The organism is Streptomyces sp. NPDC049887 (genome assembly GCF_040656535.1).
Classification (GTDB): domain Bacteria; phylum Actinomycetota; class Actinomycetes; order Streptomycetales; family Streptomycetaceae; genus Streptomyces.
This window is the reverse complement of record NZ_JBFAMM010000013.1, coordinates 1-19,339: the sequence shown is the minus strand read 5'-3', so window position 1 is coordinate 19,339 and position 19,339 is coordinate 1. Positions and strand designations below refer to the sequence as shown.

The window sequence follows — 19,339 nt, the reverse complement described above, 5'->3', positions numbered from 1 at the left end:
GCGTCGTTCCACGGTTCGGGAGTCCGCCCCCCGTGCGTGCCGACGGCCCGGGGCGGGACGGAGGGGGTCATGCGCGCAGGGCGCGGTCCACCAGGGCGGAGGCTGCGCCGGTGTACCCGGCCGGATCGCACAGCGCGGCGAGTGCGTCGCCGGTGATGCCCTCCGGCAGGTTCGGCAGCGCCCGGAGCACCTCGGCCAGCGGTCGGTCGGTGCGGGTGGCCGTCGCGGTGGCATCGGTCAGGAGCCGCTTGGCCGGCGCCTTGCCGACCAGCGGGGCGAGTACGGCCGCGATCCGCTCCGAGACCACCTGGCTGCCGGTCAGGCCGAGGTTCTCGCGCATGCGCCGGGGCCGTACCTCCAGGCCCGCGGTGAGCTCCACGGCCGTGTGGGCGGCCCCGCCCGTCAGCCGCAGACACTCCCGCAGCAACTGCCACTCGGCGTGCCAGGCACCCGCGGAGCGCTCGTCCTCGGAGACCAGGCACTGCGTCAAGCCGGCCGCGAGAACGGGCACTTGGAGCGCCGCGCTGCGCAGCAGTGTGGCCAGCACCGGGTTGCGCTTGTGCGGCATCGCGGACGAGCCGCCCCGCCCCGCCCCACCGGGCTCGGCCACCTCCCCGACCTCGGTCCTGGCCAGCGACTGCACATCGACGGCGATCTTGCCCAGCGCCCCGGCCGTGAAGCCGAGCGCGGCCGCCAGATCGGCCATCGGCGTGCGCAGCGCGTGCCAGGGCAGCACCGGAGGGGTCAGCCCCGTCTCCGTGGCGAACGCGTCGACCAGACGGTCCAGATACGCGCCGGGCTCGGGCCTGAGTCCTCCCGCGCCGATCGTCGCGTACTCCAGATAGCCGGCGAGCGTGCCGGCCGCCCCGCCGAGGGCGACGGGCAGTCCGTCCGACTGCACCTGGCCCAGGCGTCGCTCCGCGTCCAGCACCAACTGGCGCCAGCTCACCGCACGCAGGCCGAAGGTGGTGGGCACGGCGTGCAGCCCGAGCGTGCGGCTCACCGCCGGGGTGTCCCGGTGCTCCGCGGCGAGCGTGCCCAACGAGGCGGCCGCCGACCGCAGGTCGGCACGGATGATCCCCAGCGCCCGGTCGGCGACCAGCATCGCGCCGGTGTCGAGGATGTCCTGGCTGGTCGAGCCGCGGTGCACATACTCGGCGGCCGCCGGGTCGTCGGCCGTCACCAGCGAGGTCAGGGCCTGCACCAGCCCGACCACCGGATTCGCGGTTTCCCGGGCGGCGAGCGCCAGGGCCCGCAGATCGAGCCGGTCGGCGCGGGCCGCCGCCGTGATGGCGTCGGCGGCCCGCTGCGGCAGCGTGCCGAGCCGGGCCTGCGCCCGGGCGAGAGCGGCCTCGGCGTCCAGCATGGCCTGCAGCCACGCCGTGTCGCTGACGGCGGCTTCCACCGGGGTGCCGGCCCGGACCGGGGACAGCAGCCCGGCGTCGACGAGTGCCTCCCGGGCCGCCGTCCGGCCCGGCGAGGGGCGGACGGCGGCCGATGGCCGTCCGGTGAGGGTGGCGGCGCGCGCCCCGGCCGCAGGTGCTCCGTCCGTCCCGTGCGCGGTCCCCGGTGTCGGGAGCCGGGTCACACGATCACCCCGAACAGATCGCTGTCGGTCTCCATCGGCCGTACCGCGCTGGGGACACTGGCAGCCGGGGGAAGGCTCAGGACGGTCCGCGCGATGGCGTCCGAGTCGCCGATGGTCACGGAGTCCACCCCCGGCCGGATACCGGCAGCCGTCACCCAGTGCACCGACTCGGTGGGCACACCGTAGGCGAACCGCCTCGGGTGGGCATGGCCCTTGCCGTCGAGCAGCCGGTAGGGTCGTTCGGTCACGGCGAGACCTCCGGTCTCGTACTCGGTGCCTGCCTCGCCCTTGATGCGGAACGGAGTCGCCTGGTCGGTGTCGAGCAGGTGGCGGAGCAGCGGGTCGTCGGTGCGGCGCAGGTCGGGCTCGGGCAGCCGCGCCTCGATCAGAGTGGTGGCACGGATCGGCTCGCCCGGCACCACGGTGGAGTGGGCCACGTACACCTGGGCGGTGGTGTCGATGCGGACCTGGGTGCCGGGTCCCGTCACGGTGAGCAAGCCCGCCTCGACAAGTGCGATCATCTCCTCGATCCGGGAGGCCGGCGGGCCGATCGACAGGAAGGCGTTGAGCGGTGTGTACCAGCCCTCCAGGTCGTCCCGGTGCGAGTTGCCCTCCAGTCCTCCGTGGTCGACGGCGAGCCGGATCTCGTTGCGCAGATCGCGCAGTACGTCGAGGGCGGCCTTCACCGGTCCTGAGACATTGCCCGCCCGGGAGTGCTCGACATCGAGCCGCAGATACCGGAGCAGCCAGTCGGTGAAGTCGTCGCGGTCCGCGAACCGCCGCTCTCCGTAGGGCCGCGAGAGCTTCTTCCAGTCCCACTGGTCGTCCACGCCCAGGCCGTACTCGGCGAGCAGGGCCCTGGCGTCCGCGTCCGGGGCCAGGGAAAGGAACCGCTCGGTGAAACTCTCGCGCAGCCGACCCATCCCGCGGGTGGTGAGGAGCGCTCCGTAGTAGACGCTCTGCACCTCGCGGGAGATCAACGGCCACAGGTCGACGGTGAAGTTGACCGGGATGCCGTCCGCCGCGCGCTCACGCAGTTCGGCGATGTACTCGGGTGTGAGCAACCGCGGGAAGTAGCGACCGGTGGCGCCCTTCTGGTTCTCGCCCCGGGCGTGGTAGGGCACACCCCGGCGCGAGAACGCGAACAGGCGCGGCTCCTTGCCCGAGGCCCGGTACACCAGACGGCCGTCCACGCGTTCGAAGGTGCCTCCGCGGCCCAGGGTGAACAGGGCCATGTGGTCGAAGAAGTTGAGGCCGAGTCCGCGCAGCAGCACGTTCTCGCCGGGCCCGATGCCGTCGAGCGGCAGATCCGCCGGATTGGCGGGGGTGATGTAGGTGAGGTGGTGGATCCGGGCCAGGCTCGCGGTGCGTGCCTCGCGGGCCGAGAGCCTGGCCGGCACATGGCCCTGGGCCATCACGATGGCGTCCAGCTCGTTCAGCCGGGTGCCGTCCTCCAGGCGTATGCCCTGCGGACCGCCCGGCACGCCGTGGGTGTCGGCCATGGCGACCGCGCGCGAGCGGTGGACCCTGACCTCCGTGTGGGCGGGGGCGTTCGCCACCACTCGCTGGAAGCAGTCGTGCAGATAGCGGCCGTAGAACGCGCGGGTGGGGTAGGCGTCGGGGCCGAGGCGCTCCGCCTCGGCGAGCACCTCGGCGTCGTGGTCCGCCGGATCGCCGAGCAGGGCCAGGCTCTTGGCCCACTCGTACAGGCTCGGACCCGGCTCGACGGGCCCGTCGATGGTGGCACTGTCGTCGGTGAACACGGTGATCTGGGACGCGACCGTGTTCATCAGCAGATGCTGGGACTGCTCGGGGCGCCAGACGTTGCCGGCCCCCGGGGCCGAGGGGTCGACGACGTGGATGGTGACGGTCCGGTGCGTCGGCCGGTGGCGCTCGTTGGCCAGCAGCCGTTCCAGGACCGACAGACCGCGCGGCCCGGCTCCGACGATGCAGACTTCGAGGCGGGTTCCGTTCATGAAAAGGCTCCGTTTCGGGGCACTGCTACGAGTCACTGCTTCAGGTCACTGCTGCGGGACGCCGCCGAGCGGCGGCCGGTGCGCTGGGCACCGGCCGCGGCTGCGAGCAGGAGGCACGGGGGAGCGGTTGTCCTATGCCGCGCCGGCCGTCAGAAGCCTGGCCAGCTCAAGACGCTTGATCTTGGTGGTGGCCGTCTGGGGCAGGTCCTCCAGACGCCACTGCACGGGCTCGGCGAGCGCCGGGAGGTCGACGACCGCCGTCTTCCATGCGATCGGGTCGAGCGGCTGGTTCTCGCGGGTGCACACCACCGGCACCGGGCGGTTGTCCGCACCGGGCACGATGATGACCTCGATGAGCTCGGGCAGCCGGGTGAACAGTTTGTCCTCGATCTCGAGGGTCGACTGCACTCCGGGGATCTCGTCGACCTCACGGTCCAGCAGGTGCAGACAGCCCAGCTTGGTGCGGTATCCGACGTCGCCCATGCGCCACCAGCCGTCGTTCACCTGCTTCTGCCAGCGCTCGTGCTCGCCGAGGTAGGTGACGATCCGGCCGTCGCTCCTGACCTCGATGAATCCGGGGTTCTCCTTGCTGGGCGGATTGCCGTCGCGGCTGACCACTCGTACCCCGGTCATGCCGGGGAAGGGCACCCCGACACAGCGGCCGTTGAAGTCGGCGCCGTCCTTGAGGGAGTAGGTCCTGGCCGCGATCGGGCCTACTTCGCTCTGACCGTACGCCTGGGCGAACCGGCGGCCCTTCCGGCGGGAGGCCTGCAGCAGGCGGTGGACGGTGCGCGGGTGGATCGCGTCGAAGGTGCTGGAGAAGTACTTGACGTTTGCGAGCGGACCGCGGGGGTCGTCGGCGAGAACCTCCCAGCGCAGGAACGTGTTGGGGTGGGCCTCGATGAAGCCGGGCGGCACCTGGCTGAACAGCTCGCCGACGGTCGCCGGGTCGTCGTCCCGCAGGATGATCAGCGGGTGTCCCTGAAGGATCGAGATCGGCATCGCGGTGAACATCCGCGAGTGCACGAACGACACGTGCACGGCGATCGGTTCGCGTTTCGCCACCGCCGTGGCCACCACGGCCGCCTGCGGCCGGTAGCGGGCCTGGAAGCTGAGACCGGTGTGCACGGCCAGCTTCGGTGTACCGGTGGTGCCGGAGGTGTGCGTGATCAGGGTCGGGTGGTCGACGGGCATCGCGACCGCGGGCACCCGCTCCACCCCGGCGAGCGAGGCGAGGGCGGTGGCGCCCTCGTGCTCACCGCCGGCCAGCAGCACCGTGCGGGAGAGCTCGAAGACCTCGGTCGGCAGATCGTGGTCGAGCTTGTCCTGGTCGGTGACGAGGAACGGCTGCCCGACCCGGCGCAGCAACTCGGCCACGGTGGCGCCGTCGAGCTTGGGGGACAGCAGCACCGGGATGGCACCGGTCCGCGCGATGGCGCAGGCCAGCAGGGAGATGTCGAAGTTGTCGCTCTTGTGCACCACGACGTGGTCGCCTGGACGGACCTGGACGGCCCACAGCCGGGACGCGAAATCGTCCACCAGGTCGGCCAGTTCGGTCAGCGTGGAGCGGCGTGCGAGCTGCGGGGCGATGTCCAGGTCGTGGTCGAGGACCACGAAGTTCGCCGGGTGCCGAGCCGCCGCTCTTTCGAAGAGCGTGCCGAGGCGGATTCCCTTGCTTCCTATTCGCTGGAGAAACATGTACCCGATCTCTCGTCCATGACTGTGGATTCGTCAATTGATGGGGGAGGGGCGGGGAGGGGCGCGGGGGAATCCCCTGAACCGCCGCTGCGCGTCGAGATCTCGAGACGCGTCAGTTCTTCTCGATGACGTTCTTGATGCGGCTCAGGGTGGCGTCGAGGTCCTGCTCCAGTTTTGCGGTCCAGTCGTACACGAACCGCTTGCGGGCGTCCTCGTCGAGCTTCTCGACGATCTTGTGGATGCCGGCCGTCGCCCTGCCCATCCGGAAGTGGTGGATCAGCCACGAGGTGCCGTCGCCGGCATCCTCGATGTCGAAGCCCCAGATGGACTCCTGGTCCTCCCGGGCGTGGGTGAGCATCATCCAGCGGAAGGTCCTGCCGGGCTCCGCGGCGACCACGCGTGCCTCCGTGTGCCAGGTCCCGCGAACCAGCGGTGCCCAGCCGACCACGTCCTCGCCGCGCAGGTTCTCGCCGCGGAAGACCGAGCCGACGGCCGACGGCGGGCCGCTGATCCACTCACCGCCCATGCACTCGGGGCTCCACTCCTTGCTGCGGGTGAGATCGCTGACGACGGCGTAGATTTCCGTGGGGGACGCGGAAACCTGAATTCGGGCGTCGAGTTCGAAGAGCGGCGAATTGTTGATGACGCTTTCTTTGGTGGTCATGACGGCAATCCTGCCGACGGCTGCGAAGAACCGTCAATCAAGGGTTTCCGGGTCCGTCAAGTCGAATTCAGGACGCTCTGCGACCGTTCGGATCGGCGGGAAAGCGGTGACCTCGAGGTGCCTTGGCCGTTCCCCGGGCACGTCCCTTTGTTCAACGGCGCACCCCGAGCACCAGCTTGCCCCGGACCTTGCCCTCGTCGAGCCGGCGGTGCGCGTCGGCCGCCTCGCTCAACGGCAGCACCTCCGTGGCACGGGGGCGCAGGTGACCCGACGCGAGGAGACCGTTGATGCCCCGGGCGGCACCGGCGAGCTGCGCGGTGTCGGCGTGCGAGATGGCGAAGCCGTGGACCGAGCGATCCATCAGGTAGAGCGGCCCCACCGGCAGCACCGGCCGGGTCCGCAGCCCTGCCAGTAGGACCAGCCTGCCCCGGCTCGCCAGCAGGTCCACCGCGGTGTCGAGGTCGTTGCGCCCCGAGGTGTCCACATGGAGGTCGACCCCTGCCGGAGCGGCCGCGCGGATCCTGCCCGCGACATCGCTGTGCCGGTAGTCGACGACCTCGTCGGCCCCGAGTGAGCGGACGTACTCCTCGTCCCGGCCGGAGGCGACGGCGATCACCCGGGCTCCGGCCCTGGCCGCCATCGTCACGATGGCGCCGCCGACGTTGCCGCCCGCGCCGAGCACGGCGACGGTCTCACCGGCCCGCAGCCTTCCGTGGGCGAACAGGGCCAGATGGGCGGTGGCAGCCGGGTGCGCCAGGGCCACGGCCGCGACCGGGTCCGTCCCCTCGGGCAGGTGATAGAGGCGGTCCGCGGCCACCACGGCCTGTTCGGCGGCGGCGCCCTGGCGGCCGTCGTGACCCAGGCTGTTGCACCAGACCCGGTCGCCGGGGCGGAAGCCCGGGGCGCCGGGGCCCACGGCGGCAACGGTGCCGACCAGGTCGCGACCGATCACGAAGGGGAACGCGAGCGGAGTGCGCCAGGCTCCGGAACGGACGAAGCCGTCCACGTGGTTGACCGCGGTGACCTCGACGTCGACGAGGACGTCGTTGGGACCGGGTACGGGCGGGGGAAGCTCACCGTACCGAATGACGTCCGGTGAGCCGAGCTGGGTGATGAAAGCGGCACGCATGCGCCGGAGTCTGGCACCGGCGCACCCGAACGGCCGGCTCCGGCGGAAGAACCGGGGACGGTCCGTCAGGTCCGTCGACGGGTGTGTCAACTCGACCTGTGGAAGGACCGGTTCAGGACCCTAGGCTGCCCGCCATGACACCCTCGCCGACGCGGTACACATCCGACGTGGCGCCCGAGGACCCGCGATTCTCCTCGGACGTGCGACCCCTGCTGCGGGTCCTGCGCCCTGCCCTGACCGACACCGCCGCCGATGCATTCGCTCACGAGGCACATCGTCAGGGTCTGGTCTTCACGGCCGCGTACGACGCCTCCGGCCGCTGTCTCGGTGTGGGCAGCCACCGGGTACTGGCCACCAGCCGGGGGCGGGTGCTGTTCATCGACGACCTGGTCACCGATCCGGTCCAGCGGGGTGCCGGCACCGGCGCCTTCCTGGTCGACGAGCTGACGTCACGTGCTGCCCGAGCGGGTTGCGTCCGCGTCGAACTCGACTCCGGGGTCACCAACCACGAGGCCCACCGCTTCTACCACGCCCACCGCATGCGCATCGCCGCCCTCCACTTCGCCCTGGAGGTCCGGTCACCCTGAGGGGCCGCCGCCCTTCGCCACGCCTTGGTCCTTCCTTGACCGCCCGCGCCGACGGTGGGGAGCGCGGCAGTTCGGCCGTACGACCACAGGAAGCGACCTCACCACATGATGACGGAGACCACGAAGACCGCGGGAAGCACAGCCGCGGCCGCCGCCCCGGCCGGTGCCACCCCGGACGCCCTGCGCCGACAAGTGGCGCTGCTGGCGGAGGACATGGCCGGCGGAAGGTGGGTGCCCAGCCCGCTGGAGCGCCGGATCGCCGAGCGACTGGTCCTCGCCACCGCGGGGGACGGGCAGCTCACGAAGACCCGGATACGCGCCGCCTTCCGGGAGGGTTCGTGCGCTTTCCTCCAGGACAACGGCGGCCGGCTCGCCGCGCTTCTCGGAGACCTGCTGCCGCAGGTGAGCGGCGTCGGACCCGCGCCGCAGGAGACCCTGGCCGATGCCCACGCCCTGCTGACGCGTGTCGCGGACCACCGCGGAGGGGAATAGATGTCACCCGCGTCGAGAACCCCCGTCGACTTCTGGTTCGACCCCGTGTGCCCGTGGGCATGGATGGCTTCCCGCTGGCTCCTGGAAGCCGCACGCCTTCGTGACCTCGACGTCCGCTGGCACGTGCTGAGCCTCGCCGTTCTCAACGAAGGCAGGGAGGAGGGCCTCCCGGAGCGCTACCGGAGGCTGCTCACCGAGGGCTGGCCGCCGGTGCGGATCGTCACCGCTGTCCAGGAGAAGTTCGGGGGTGAGGCGGTCGGCCGCTTCTACACCGAACTGGGCACCCGTATCCACCGCCAGGGACTCGGCCCGAGCCGCGCGACCCTGACCGCCGCACTGGCGGCGGCGGACCTGCCCGCCGACCTCGTCCTCCATGCGGACCGGGACACCTACGACCTCGCGGTGCGCGCCTCCCACCGGCAGGCCATCGACCTGGTCGGTCAGGAGGTGGGCACTCCGGTGGTGGCCCTGCCGGGACCGAACGGCCGCAGACTGGCCTTCTTCGGCCCGGTGGTCACTCCCGCACCCAGGGGCGAGGCGGCTGCCCGGTTGTGGGACGGCATCCTCCTGGTGGCCGGGACCCCCGGCTTCTCCGAGCTCAAGCGAAGTCGCACCCGGGGCCCCGTCTTCGAATGACGGCGAGGTCCCCCGTTCCCGCGATCGACGGCATCGATGCCCGGGCGGCGGCTTGCGGCGGTGGTCCCGTGCGGGCGCAGGGTGCGGGGCCGGTGTTCGCGCGGTGCGGGGAGTCCCGCCCGCGCGCGGGGCCCTGTGCCGACGGGAGGTCGGGGGCGTGCGAAGTGTCGATCCGTCGAAACGCGCGGCCCGTCGATCCGCCCGGAGCGCCCGCGCGGCACTCCGTGGCGAAAGGTGACGGCCGGTCGGGTGCTCGCGGGACGGCACGGTGGGCGTCCCGAGTCTCGCCGAGCCGTCGGTGTCCGTCCGGGTGGTCATCCTCCGCAGCCGTCCGGTCGAGGCGTCGAGCACCGGGGCCACCGGCTCGAGTGACCAAGGCCGTCGATCCGCGACGGTACCGACCGGACCGGGACCGGTCCCCGACCTGCCCACAAGGATTGATCAAGGACATGTCATGCTGACAGAGATCCCCCTGGGGCCCCGCGGCGACCGGGACCACATCCGCGGCGCACTGCGCGACGGCAGCTTCCTCGTCCGCAGCACCGTGCCGGAATCCCTCCTCGACGAGGCCTACGGATTCCTCCGCGCCTTCTTCGACCTGCCCGCCGCGGCCAAGGCCGACTGCCGGGTGCCGGGTGGCAACGGCCAGTCCGGTTACGCCCCACCGCAGACGGCGAACGCCGAGAAGGGCACCACTCCCGACTGCGGGGAACGCTTCTGCTGGGGCTCCACGCTGCCGACCGGTCACCCGCTGCGCGTCCGCTTCCCCGCCCGCTACCCGGCCCCCTACTTTCCCGACCACCTGGTACCCGGCATCGGCTCGGCACTGCGCGAGTTGCAGGGGCGCATGGTGCGCCTCCAGCACGACGTGGCCCGCACGGTGGCAGGCGCTCTCGGCGCCCACCCGGACTACTTCAGCGAGATGCTCGAGGACGGGCCGGTGGTCAACCGGGCGGTCTGGCAACCGCCGTTGGACCCGGTGTCCACGGGCCGGGTGCCGGCAGCGGAGTACCGGCACTTCGACCTGATCAACGCACAGCCCAGGGCCACCGCGGGCGGACTCGAAGTATTCATCGACCACCGGTGGACCCCCGTCGACGTGCCCGAGGGGTACGCCGCCGTCAATGTGGGGACGGTCCTCGACCGGCTCACCGACGGGCTCGCTCGGGCCGCGGTGCACCGGGTCGTCGCCGGCCCCGGACAGCGCGAAGGGCGCCTGTCCATCGCTCAGTTCTGTCATCCCGCACCCTGGACGACGCTCGCGCCGCTGCCGATCCCCGGCCGGGCCGAGCGCCCGCACCGCTTCCCCGTGCTCACCGCGGAGGAGCTGTTCCAGCGGACCGCGTACCGCATGAGCCGGCTCGACAGCCGGCATCAGCCGCTCGAACACCCGGCGCCTCCCGGAGCTTCCGCCATGGCCGGGCACGCGCGGCGCGGCCTGCGGCACCTCGGCGACCGCATCTGACGGATTCCCGTTCGTCTCGGCCGTGCGGCCGAGCGCCTCGCCGATCCTTCACTACGCCACAGGCGTCCCTCCTCGGCGGGGCGGTGCCGCCCCGCCCGCACGAATCGCCCCGGGCCCGCGCCCGGACAGAACGGAGTGTGAATCCCCGTGATCAGCAGACGCTCGCTCATCCGCGCCGGTGCCGGCGCCACAGCGGCCGCCGCGCTCACCGCCGGAACCGGCGGGGTGATGCCGGTACAGGCCGCCGCGGCGGTGCCCTGGCCTGAGCTGCGGGGGAGGCTGAACGGCACCCTGGTGCTTCCGTCCGACTCCGGGTACGACACCGCCAAGGAGCTGCAACTCGCCCAGTTCGACGCGGTCCGCCCGCGGGCCGTCGCGTACTGCGCTGCGGAGAGCGACGTCGCCGCGTGCATCGTGTTCGCGAGGGAGAACGGGATACCCGCCGCCGTCCGCAGCGGCGGCCACAGCCATGCCGGGTACTCCACCGGGCCCGGCCTCGTCATCGATCTCTCCCGGGTCAACACCGTCCGCGTCACCGGCCACACCGTGCGTCTCGGCGCCGGCAGCCAGGGCGTCGACATCGTCGACGCGCTCGCTCCCCACGGCCTCCAGGTTGCGGGCGGCACCTGCCCGACGGTCGCGACCGGCGGCTGGATTCAGGGCGGCGGACTCGGCTTCGCCTCCCGCAAGTTCGGCATGGGCTGCGATCTGCTGGAGTCGGCGAGGGTCGTGCTCGCCGACGGCCGTGTCGTGACGGCCTCGCGGTACGAGCACCGCGATCTGTTCTGGGCGCTGCGCGGAGGCGGCGGCGGCAACTTCGGCGTCGTCACCGACTTCGAGGTGCGGCCCGTCCACATCCCCACCCTCACCACGTACAACCTCAACTTCCTCTGGGCGGACGCGACCCGGGTGATCCTGGCCTGGCAGGAGTGGATGTCCACCGCTCCCAGGGAGCTGGCGTCCGAGCTGATGTTCCTGCTCTCCACCGACGCTCCCGCGGGTACCGAGCCCAATGTCGTCCTCACCGGGGCCTTCCACGGCTCCAAGGCGGACTGCGACCGGGTCCTCGACCGGCTGGTGGCCTCCGCGGCACCCACCATCAGCCGCGAGTCCGTCGAACTCCCCTACCGGCAGGCGATGACGGGCGTCTTCGGCTGCGGGGACAAGACCGTTCCGCAGTGCCACCGCGTGGGTTACTCGCCCGAGGCGCAGCTGTCCCGCGACAACCACTCCACACAGCGCAACCAGTTCTTCGCCGTGCCCTGGACCCGCACCGCCGCCGAGGCGGCTCTCGATGCCTTCACGGCCGCGCCGACGCCCGGCCAGTTCCGGTTCATGGGCTTCTTCCCCTACGGCGGGAGGATCAACGAAGTCGCTTCCAGAGCGACGGCGTTCGTGCACCGCGACGCGCTGTTCAACGTCGGCCTCTCGGTCGGCCTGCACCGCCCCGACCCCGCACAGGACGCCAAGGACCGTGCCAGGGCCTGGGTGGACGGCGGCTTCGGCGCCCTCGCCCCGTACTCCAACCACCGCTCCTACCAGAACTACATGGACCCGGCGCTCACCAGCTGGCGCGAGGCGTACTACGGCCACAACTACCCTCGGCTGCGGGCCGTCAAGAAGTCCTACGACCCGGACCGGTTCTTCCGCTTCGCCCAGGGCATCGACTGAACCGCCGCGCGAACCCCTCCGGCTCCGTCCGGGGGGAGAACTCCCCGGCGTGGACACGGCCTCTCTTCCGAAGATCAGGGCCCGGCTCCACCGGCTCCCTCGACCTCCTGGGAGGCGGGGCCGCCGTCGGCGGCCTCACCTCTGCGGGCCGACGCCGGCCAGGCCGTGCCGCAGCAGTCCGTAGGCGTGGTCGGCGTCGGCCACCGCCTCGGGGTGCACATCGTCCGCGGACCGGCCGGCGACGATGCGCTGCCAGTTCACCGACGCCAGGATGCGCTCGGTGGCGATCACCTGGCCGGCCAGCAGGGCCGCGGTGATCTCGCGGTCCGAGTCGAGCGCGTCGGCCAGGGTCTCGGCCAGCGCCTCCTCGGCCCGGGCCAGGTACTGGCTGACGCGCGCCACCAGGCTCGGCGTGGAGTACACGAGATGGTGAAATGCCAGGACGTCCTCGTCGTCGTTGAGCCCCGTGATGGGGTCCCGGGCCGCCAGCCCGTCCAGGAAGTGCCGGTGCAGCGCGTCGATCGCGGACACCCCGGGCGGCCGCTCGGCCACGACGCTGCTGGCCACCGTCTGGTGGTCGGCGAAGCGGTGGACGACCAGGTCTTCCTTGGTGGGGAAGTACTTGAACAGCGTGGGCTTGGAGACCTCGGCCACCGCCGCGATGTCGACGACCGAGACCTGGTCGAACCCGTGCTCCAGGAAGAGGGTGATCGCCGTGTCGGAGATCGTCTTCCGCGTTCGCTGTTTCTTGCGCTCCCGCAAGCCCATCGGGGCATTCACCAGGCCATCCTAGCGTATCTCTTACCGAGGTAATCAGGTGATCAGGTATGAGAACTGACTCGGACAAGGAATCCATTTCCTGTCCGCCGCGGAAACGAACCGATTCCGCGGTGAAGGAAGACCTAAGGGCATGGTGCAGGCTGCAGAGGCCGCAATCGAGAGGTCGCTGCGCTACCGGTGGTGCGAGCCCTCGCGAGCACCTATCGGCAACTGTGCCGCTCCATCGGCACGCCGCTCCCCGAGCAACCGCTGCCGTGTCACGGCTTCGGTGCGGCTTCAGCCGTCATATGACCTCGGGGAGCCGATGGAACCGTCGGTGACCCTCGCCGCAGCAATGTGAGGCAAGTGCGAGGCCCAGAACGGGAATTCGCGCAGCACCGAGAGTGGCGGGATTCCCGCCTCGGTGTCGATGGTCGCAAAGAGAACACTGCCCCGGGGGAACTCCGGGTCGTACGCCTCGGCCACCACCTGGCACCGTCAGGGGGCGAGCGGCTCCGGCAGCGGCCGGGAGTGCAGCATGTCGAGCCGGGACACCGCACGCGTCACCACCACGTACAACCGGTGCAGTCCCCGCGGCTCGGACTCGGCGATCGCGGCCGGTTCCACGACGACGACATGGTCGTACTCCAGGCCCTTGACGACCGTCGCGGGCAGCACGGTCACCCGGGCGGCCGTGCCGACCTCCTCGGCGGTCGCTGTCTCGATGCCCGCCCTGTGCAGGGCCGCCGAGGTCGCGGCCACCGCGTCGTCGGCGGCGATCACGGCGACCGACCCCTCACGGTCGAGTGCCGCGCGGACCGAGGACACCGTGGCGGCCGCCACGTCGTCGACCGCGCTGACCGTCAACTCGCCGTCGTGGCGCAGCGAGCGGGCCGCCGGCACGTCCACGCCGAGGGCGCCCACCAGCCGGTTGGCCAGCTCCATGACCGCGGCGGGCACACGGAAGCCGGTGGTCAGCGGGACGACCGTGGCCCGCGCCTTGCCCAGGTACGTCAGCTGCTGCTGCCAGTTCCGCGCCGACCAGGGCGCCGTCGCCTGGGCCAGGTCGCCCAGCACGGTGACGGATCCGAACGCGCTGCGCCGGGCGATCGCCCGGCACTGCATCGGCGACAGGTCCTGGGCCTCGTCCACGACCACATGGCCGTAGCCCTCGGGGCGTTCGATGAGCCCCGCGACCTCGTCGAGCAGCAGCATGTCCTCGATCGACCAGGTGGCGCTCTTCTCCGAGCTCGGCGGCTTGGCCCACAGCAGGGCCCGCCGCTCGGCGGCGTCGAACACCCCGTCCGCGGCGGCCTCCATTACCGCCGGATCGCTCAGCAGCGTGGCCACGACCTCCTCCGGCCGTGCCACCGGCCAAGCCGTCTTCAGCAGCGCGGCGACCGGCTTCGAACGGCCGGTCTTCCGCGCCCACGTGACGCTCTTCGGTCCGGCCCTGCGCTCGGCCTGCTGCTGGATCAGCGTCACCACCCGCGAGCGCACATGCTCGCGGCCGATCGCGTACGGCACGCCCATGTCCCGCACCTCGTCGACGACCCGGGCCAGGTCGTACGAGTCCAGCCGCCAGCGGTACGAGCCGTCGGTGACCGCGATGGACTCCTCCGGATGCCTCACCCGGGCGTACAGCGCACGCTCGAGCACGGTGGCCATGCGGTCGCTGTGCTTCAGGACGACGGCATCCTCGGAGTCCACCCGCCGGACCGGGTGCCGGGCGACGACGTCCTCCACCGTCAGTTGGGCGATGTCGATCTCGCCGAGCGAGGGCAGCACCTCCGAGATGTAGCGCAGGAAGGTGCGGTTCGGGCCGATGATCAGCAGACCGCTGCGCTGCAGCCGCTCGGGGAACGTGTAGAGGAGATACGCGGCGCGGTGCAGGCCCACGGCGGTCTTGCCGCTGCCCGGCGCGCCCTGGACACAGACCGACTCGTTCAGTTCGCTGCGGACCAGGTCGTCCTGTTCCGGCTGGATGGTGGCGACGATGTCGCGCATCGGGCCGAGCCGGGGCCGCTCGATCTCGGCGGCGACGATCGCGCTCGCCGCGTCGCCGTCATGTTCGCCCAGGGCGTGGTCCAGGTGCTCGTCCTCGAGCCCGGTGAGGTCCTCGGGGGCGCCCTGGCTCCACGGTGCCCAGCCGAAGCGCCGCCGCACCGCGACGCCGCGCGGGTCCAGGGCGCCGGCCTGGTAGTAGGTGCGGGAGACCGGCGCGCGCCAGTCGATCACCAAGGGCGGTGCTGCAGGGTGCTCCGAGACCCGCCTGCGGCCGATGTAGTAGCGCTGCCGCCGGTGGTCCCCCGCCTCCTCGGAGTCCTCGAAGTCGAGGCGGCCGAAGAACAGCGGGCTGTCGGGCTCCTCCGCCATCTGCCGTGCGCGGGTGCGCAGATAGCGTCCGAGCGCCTCGGCGCTCGCGCCGTCGCCCGACACGTCCTCGCCCGCGACGACCTGGTACTGGGCATCGTCCACCTGGCGGGTCATCGCCTCGCGGCACACCGCGACATACGCCTGCTCCAGGGCCAGCTCGTCGTCGAGTCCGCCGGCCTCCGGGGTGCCGTACGTGTCCTGGACGTGTGACGTCATCGATCGACCTTTCCGAAGTGATGGCCTGCGCGCCGGCCGGCTGGGGTGCGCGACGGATTCCGGCCGACAGCATACTGAACCGAGTTAATAGATTGGCCGGGTTGCCTTATTGATGACGGGTTCTGGACGGGCCGCGATCAGTGCCCCCGGCGCCGCCACCCCTGGCAGCGGGTCAACGAGGCCACGGAGTGCGTCATGTCTGTCCAGGTCGTCCAGTGCACGGCGGGCGGCCTGTACTGCCCGTGGTGCACTCGGCGCAGGGGAGCGGTCCGCCCGTCCTGCCGGAACGCGAGGGGCCGCTCCCCGCGTCCGCACCGTCTGCCGCAGGGCGCGCAGCCGACCTGCCGCTCCTTCCGGCACAGCGGCAACCGAGCTGAGCATCGGCGGGATCGAGAACTCCACCCACACCCGGATCGCACTTCTCGGCAGCCGGACGGTGTCCGGCTTGCCGATCTGCGTCGGGGCAGTCGGCCTACTGCGGGGCCCGGAGCCGCCGGGCGCCGGTGCCAAGGTCATCCCGGTCCATCTGCACCAGTTGCGCCGGCGTCCGGCCCCCGGAAGCACGGTGTACCTCCGGGTCCGTGATCGTGACCGAGCGGGGTGGCTACCGCTTGGATGCGCGAAGCGTCCGGACGGACGTGGCCCGACTGAGGGAACTGTCGAGGAGGCCCGCGGCGCGCGGGATTCCGGTGATCTGGCCGCCGCGGTGGGCGCGTGGTCCGCCGCTTTGAATCTGTTCCACGGTGAACCCCTGTCGGCGATCCCGGACCGTTTCGCCGAGGCGGAGCGTCTACGGCTGTCGGAGTACAGGCACGTGGTGGTGCGGGACAAGGTGGGGCGCCAGCTGCGGCTGGGCCGGCACGCCGAGGTCGTCGCGGAGCTCGCTCTCTCCGCGACGCACCCCCACAACGAGTCTGTGGCCGCCCTGTTGATGCGCGCCCTCTATGCCGCCAACCGGCAGGCGTATGCGCTGGCCGGCTTCGTCAAGGTGCGCCGCCGTCTGGTGGAGGAACAGCGAGCGGAGCCGGGGCGGTGAGCAGCGGCGGGTGCACGAGACCGCGCTCGTGGTGCGCGCCGCGCGGGCGCTCAAGGACGCCTGCAAGCACATGTGTTGGCCCGTCCACTGCTACGGCGCGGTGGGCATGTGCGGGCTGCGGAGCACGAGCAGGGTGATCTCGCTGGGGGCGAAGACGCGGAACGGCGGGCCCCAGAAGCCGGTGCCGCGGCTGGTGTAGAGGAGGGTGCGGGGGCCGTGGTGGCTGAGGCCGGCGAGGGCGGGCTGGTCGATGCGGACGAGGTGGTGGAAGGGCCAGATCTGGCCGCCGTGGGTGTGGCCGGAGAGTTGGAGGTCGATGCCGGCGGCTGCCGCACGCCCGACGAACTTGGGCTGGTGTGCCAGGAGCAGGACGGGCAGGTCGGGGTCGGCGCCGTCCAAAGCACCGGCGAGGTGGGCGCCGTGGCCCGCCAGGCCGGAGGACTCGGCGGTCACGTCATCCACCCCGGCGACCACGAGGGTGTCGCCTCCGCGTTCGAGCAGCAGATGGCGGTTGCGCAGCGGCACCCAGCCCAGCTCGTCCATCAGATCGACCCAGCCCTGGGCCTCGCTGTAGTACTCGTGGTTGCCGGTGACGTACACACGCGCCCGGGTGGCCCGCACGGTACCGAGTGGGGCGGCCTGGGCGCGGCGGCGCTCGGCCGTGCCGTCCGCGATGTCGCCGGTGTGGCAGACCAGGTCCGCTTCCAGGGCGTTCACCTTCTCGCACACCCGTGCCGACCAGCGGGCGCGATCGAGCGGACCGTAGTGGGTGTCGGTGACGAGCACGACGCGGAGGCCGTCCAGCCCGGCACCCAGCCGTGGGAGTCGCACGTCGAGGCGGCGTACGCGCGGCACGCGGCGGGCCTCGGCGTACCCCCAGGCGAGCAGTACGGCGGTCGTGCCGAGGACGGCCCACGTGACGATTCGGGCCCGGTCCTGACTCTCGCCGACGCCGGCCACGGTCAGGACGAGCCGCAGAAGGACGCCGAGCAGAACGGACCAGGTGAACAGAACCCAACTGGTGCCCAGCAGGATGTCACCGACGATCGCCGCCCGGTCCCGCTGGCGCCGGCCGTGGCCGCGCACCATCGCGAGCGGCATTCCGACGAGGCCGAGCGCGAACAGGGCGGTGCCGACCAGCGTGACGGGCAGCGGCCAGTGCTGGCCGCTGTGCAGGAGCACCCAGCAGGGCACGGTCCACAGCAGAACGGGGGCGATCAGGGGGACGTAGCGCATCAGGCGGTGCAGCCTGCTCTGCCGCGGCGCTCGTGCTCCACCCTCGTCGGGCCGGGTGTCGCTGGTGGCGGTCACGCTTCCCCTCCCTGGCCAGGCTGCTGACTCGCGCACTGTATCCGGTCGCACTCGGGCCGGCCGGACCGGCATTCATGAGCGCGGTCACTTGGGGCGAGGGGTTCGCTTCGGGACCCAAGGCCCGCCGTGGACACCTTCCTTGGCATCAGTTGCCATCAGGGTGCGGTCCGCGCGGCGCGCTGTCCACAAAGTGACGGGGTGTAGCGTCAGCGTGCTCATCGGCGAAGTCGGGCCGACCGGTCTGACCCTCGGGCTCGAACCAGCCCACCGGGGCCTATCGGTGCGGCATATCGACAACAGGCGAGGGGAGAGCCCTACCTTCAATGAGTAGCGATGTTCCTCACAGTCGTCGACGCCGACGTGCGCCGGTGTACGGTGAGCAACGCCCTTGACCTGCACAAAGCAGGCAGGGAGCCGTCCTCCAGGAGTTCTCCGTGATGCGAACCATGTTCAATTCCAAGATCTAGCATTTGGGCGTTCTTGCAGGTCAGCGACTCAGCGCACCTTCGGTGCGCGCCGGGGGCGTGGTAAATGCCGTGGCGTGCGCCGGGGGTGCTTCTGTCTGCCCTGATGTGGGCTGCGGCCGGTCCGGGAAGCTGAAGGTGTTCGTTCCGGCCGAAACCGAGGCTTCTGTGATGCCGGTGAGCTCGCAGGTCAGCATGGTGCGAGGGCCGTCCACGGGAACCGTGGAGTGTTGCTGTGAGCACGCGCGTCAGAATTCCTGTTCCACCCTGGCCCTCCCGGAACGGCGTACCGCTCGGCCGTTGAGGGAGGGAGCAGGGCCGTGGACGTGCTGCACGAACGCTGCGCCGGCCTGGACATCAGCAAGAAGGACGCCAAAGCGTGCGTCCGCGCCCCGAGCACGAAACGGCGGGGAACATTCACCACCCAGACCACGACCTGGGGTTCGACCACGAACGCCGTGCTCGCCCTGCGGGATCATCTGGTCGCTGCCGGGGCCACCCTCGTCGTGATCGAAGCGACCTCGGACTACTGGAAGCCGTTCTACTACCTGCCGGCCGAGGACCTGAACGTGATCCTGGTCAACGCCCGGCAGGTCAAGAACCTGCCCGGCCGCAAGACGGACGTCTCCGACGCCGCCTGGCCGGCCCAGCTCGGCGCGCACGGCCTGGTCCGTCCCTCGTTCGTGCCACCGCAGCCGGTGCGCGAACTGCAGGACCTGACTCGGGCCCGCACCCAGATGACCCGCGAACGCGGGCAGATCGTCCAGCGCCTGGAGAAGCTGCTGGAGGACACCGGCATCAAACTCGCCGCGGTCGCCTCCGACATCATGGGCGTCTCCGGCCGGGCCATGCTGGAGGCTCTCGTCTCGGGCGAACGCGAACCACAGACCCTCGCGGAGCTGGCCAAACGCAAGCTCCGCAACAAGATCCCCGAACTCACCGAGGCCCTGACCGGACGCTTCCGCGCCCACCACGCCTTCCTGGTCCGGCTGCACCTGGACCACTACGACCGACTCACCGATGCCATCGGACAGCTCGATGAGCGGATCGAGGAGGCGATGGCCCCCTTTCGAAGCGCCCTCGACCTGCTCGACACCATCCCCGGCATCAACCAGGCCGTCGCCGGAGTGATCATCGCGGAGACCGGCGGCGACATGACCGCTTCCCCTCCGCCAAACACCTCGCCTCCTGGGCCGGGGTCTGCCCCGGCCACCACGAGTCCGCCGGCCGCACCAAGAACACCAAGGTCCGCCCCGGCAACCCGTATCTCA

Annotated in this window: 14 protein-coding genes and 1 pseudogene; 7 read left to right on the top strand and 8 right to left on the bottom strand. The window is 71.5% G+C overall.

Translation table 11 applies throughout. The annotated features are described in order from the left end of the window. Positions 1-67: 67 nt before the first annotated feature. The 5 genes from pcaB to AB0J10_RS17665 all read right to left on the bottom strand — a co-directional run bounded on the left by pcaB (position 68) and on the right by AB0J10_RS17665 (position 7,055). Complete coding sequence (pcaB, locus tag AB0J10_RS17685) at positions 68-1,435, bottom strand: 3-carboxy-cis,cis-muconate cycloisomerase (protein ID WP_363062789.1); 1,368 nt, start codon at positions 1,433-1,435, stop codon at positions 68-70. Positions 1,436-1,584: 149 nt separating this feature from the next. Then, positions 1,585-3,564: an FAD/NAD(P)-binding protein gene (locus AB0J10_RS17680; protein ID WP_363062498.1), complete on the bottom strand. Its 1,980-nt coding sequence runs from the start codon at positions 3,562-3,564 to the stop codon at positions 1,585-1,587. 132 nt (positions 3,565-3,696) lie between these two features. Then, positions 3,697-5,262, bottom strand: a complete 1,566-nt coding sequence (locus tag AB0J10_RS17675; RefSeq protein ID WP_363062496.1) for an AMP-binding protein — start codon at positions 5,260-5,262, stop codon at positions 3,697-3,699. Between the two features lie 112 nt (positions 5,263-5,374). After that, positions 5,375-5,926, bottom strand: coding sequence for an SRPBCC family protein (locus AB0J10_RS17670; protein ID WP_363062494.1), 552 nt, complete (start codon positions 5,924-5,926; stop codon positions 5,375-5,377). 151 nt (positions 5,927-6,077) lie between these two features. Beyond that, positions 6,078-7,055 (bottom strand): NADPH:quinone reductase, encoded by a 978-nt coding sequence (locus AB0J10_RS17665; RefSeq protein ID WP_363062492.1) that lies wholly within the window; start codon positions 7,053-7,055, stop codon positions 6,078-6,080. A 134-nt stretch (positions 7,056-7,189) separates the two neighbouring features. Here AB0J10_RS17665 and AB0J10_RS17660 point away from each other — a divergent pair, with 134 nt between their 5' ends. From AB0J10_RS17660 to AB0J10_RS17640, 5 genes are all read left to right on the top strand, one after another. After that, positions 7,190-7,642, top strand: a complete 453-nt coding sequence (locus AB0J10_RS17660) for a GNAT family N-acetyltransferase (RefSeq protein WP_363062490.1) — start codon at positions 7,190-7,192, stop codon at positions 7,640-7,642. 105 nt (positions 7,643-7,747) lie between these two features. Then, positions 7,748-8,134 (top strand): hypothetical protein, encoded by a 387-nt coding sequence (locus AB0J10_RS17655; protein WP_363062488.1) that lies wholly within the window; start codon positions 7,748-7,750, stop codon positions 8,132-8,134. Continuing rightward, the gene (locus AB0J10_RS17650; RefSeq protein WP_363062486.1) at positions 8,135-8,770 is read left to right on the top strand and encodes a DsbA family protein; all 636 of its coding nucleotides are present in this window, start codon (positions 8,135-8,137) and stop codon (positions 8,768-8,770) included. It begins immediately after the preceding gene. A 454-nt stretch (positions 8,771-9,224) separates the two neighbouring features. After that, complete coding sequence (locus tag AB0J10_RS17645) at positions 9,225-10,235, top strand: 2-oxoglutarate and iron-dependent oxygenase domain-containing protein (protein ID WP_363062484.1); 1,011 nt, start codon at positions 9,225-9,227, stop codon at positions 10,233-10,235. 147 nt (positions 10,236-10,382) lie between these two features. Next, positions 10,383-11,906, top strand: a complete 1,524-nt coding sequence (locus AB0J10_RS17640; RefSeq protein WP_363062482.1) for an FAD-binding oxidoreductase — start codon at positions 10,383-10,385, stop codon at positions 11,904-11,906. Between the two features lie 135 nt (positions 11,907-12,041). Here the strand turns inward: AB0J10_RS17640 and AB0J10_RS17635 are convergent, their stop codons facing one another. Continuing rightward, positions 12,042-12,686 carry a TetR family transcriptional regulator gene (locus tag AB0J10_RS17635; protein ID WP_363062480.1) on the bottom strand — a complete coding sequence of 215 codons (645 nt, stop codon included), beginning with the start codon at positions 12,684-12,686 and terminating at the stop codon, positions 12,042-12,044. Between the two features lie 477 nt (positions 12,687-13,163). After that, positions 13,164-15,155 carry an AAA family ATPase gene (locus tag AB0J10_RS17630; RefSeq protein WP_363062787.1) on the bottom strand — a complete coding sequence of 664 codons (1,992 nt, stop codon included), beginning with the start codon at positions 15,153-15,155 and terminating at the stop codon, positions 13,164-13,166. Between the two features lie 214 nt (positions 15,156-15,369). Here AB0J10_RS17630 and AB0J10_RS17625 point away from each other — a divergent pair, with 214 nt between their 5' ends. Beyond that, positions 15,370-16,293, top strand: coding sequence for a BTAD domain-containing putative transcriptional regulator (locus AB0J10_RS17625; RefSeq protein ID WP_363062478.1), 924 nt, complete (start codon positions 15,370-15,372; stop codon positions 16,291-16,293). 90 nt (positions 16,294-16,383) lie between these two features. Here AB0J10_RS17625 and AB0J10_RS17620 read toward each other — a convergent pair whose 3' ends face one another. After that, complete coding sequence (locus tag AB0J10_RS17620) at positions 16,384-17,604, bottom strand: metallophosphoesterase (RefSeq protein WP_363062476.1); 1,221 nt, start codon at positions 17,602-17,604, stop codon at positions 16,384-16,386. A 784-nt stretch (positions 17,605-18,388) separates the two neighbouring features. On the opposite strand from AB0J10_RS17620, the pseudogene AB0J10_RS17615 reads away from it, so the two are divergent. Beyond that, positions 18,389-19,339, top strand: a pseudogene (locus AB0J10_RS17615) (IS110 family transposase); the annotation flags it as partial.

Bases quoted from the DNA above. Each gene is read 5' to 3' on its own strand.
- AB0J10_RS17680 (WP_363062498.1), bottom strand. From the start codon at position 3,564: ATGAACGGAACCCGCCTCGAAGTCTGCATCGTCGGAGCCGGGCCGCGC.
- AB0J10_RS17675 (WP_363062496.1), bottom strand. From the start codon at position 5,262: ATGTTTCTCCAGCGAATAGGAAGCAAGGGAATCCGCCTCGGCACGCTC.
- AB0J10_RS17670 (WP_363062494.1), bottom strand. From the start codon at position 5,926: ATGACCACCAAAGAAAGCGTCATCAACAATTCGCCGCTCTTCGAACTC.
- AB0J10_RS17665 (WP_363062492.1), bottom strand. From the start codon at position 7,055: ATGCGTGCCGCTTTCATCACCCAGCTCGGCTCACCGGACGTCATTCGG.
- AB0J10_RS17660 (WP_363062490.1), top strand. From the start codon at position 7,190: ATGACACCCTCGCCGACGCGGTACACATCCGACGTGGCGCCCGAGGAC.
- AB0J10_RS17655 (WP_363062488.1), top strand. From the start codon at position 7,748: ATGATGACGGAGACCACGAAGACCGCGGGAAGCACAGCCGCGGCCGCC.
- AB0J10_RS17650 (WP_363062486.1), top strand. From the start codon at position 8,135: ATGTCACCCGCGTCGAGAACCCCCGTCGACTTCTGGTTCGACCCCGTG.
- AB0J10_RS17645 (WP_363062484.1), top strand. From the start codon at position 9,225: ATGCTGACAGAGATCCCCCTGGGGCCCCGCGGCGACCGGGACCACATC.
- AB0J10_RS17630 (WP_363062787.1), bottom strand. From the start codon at position 15,155: ATGACCCGCCAGGTGGACGATGCCCAGTACCAGGTCGTCGCGGGCGAG.
- AB0J10_RS17625 (WP_363062478.1), top strand. From the start codon at position 15,370: ATGACGGGTTCTGGACGGGCCGCGATCAGTGCCCCCGGCGCCGCCACC.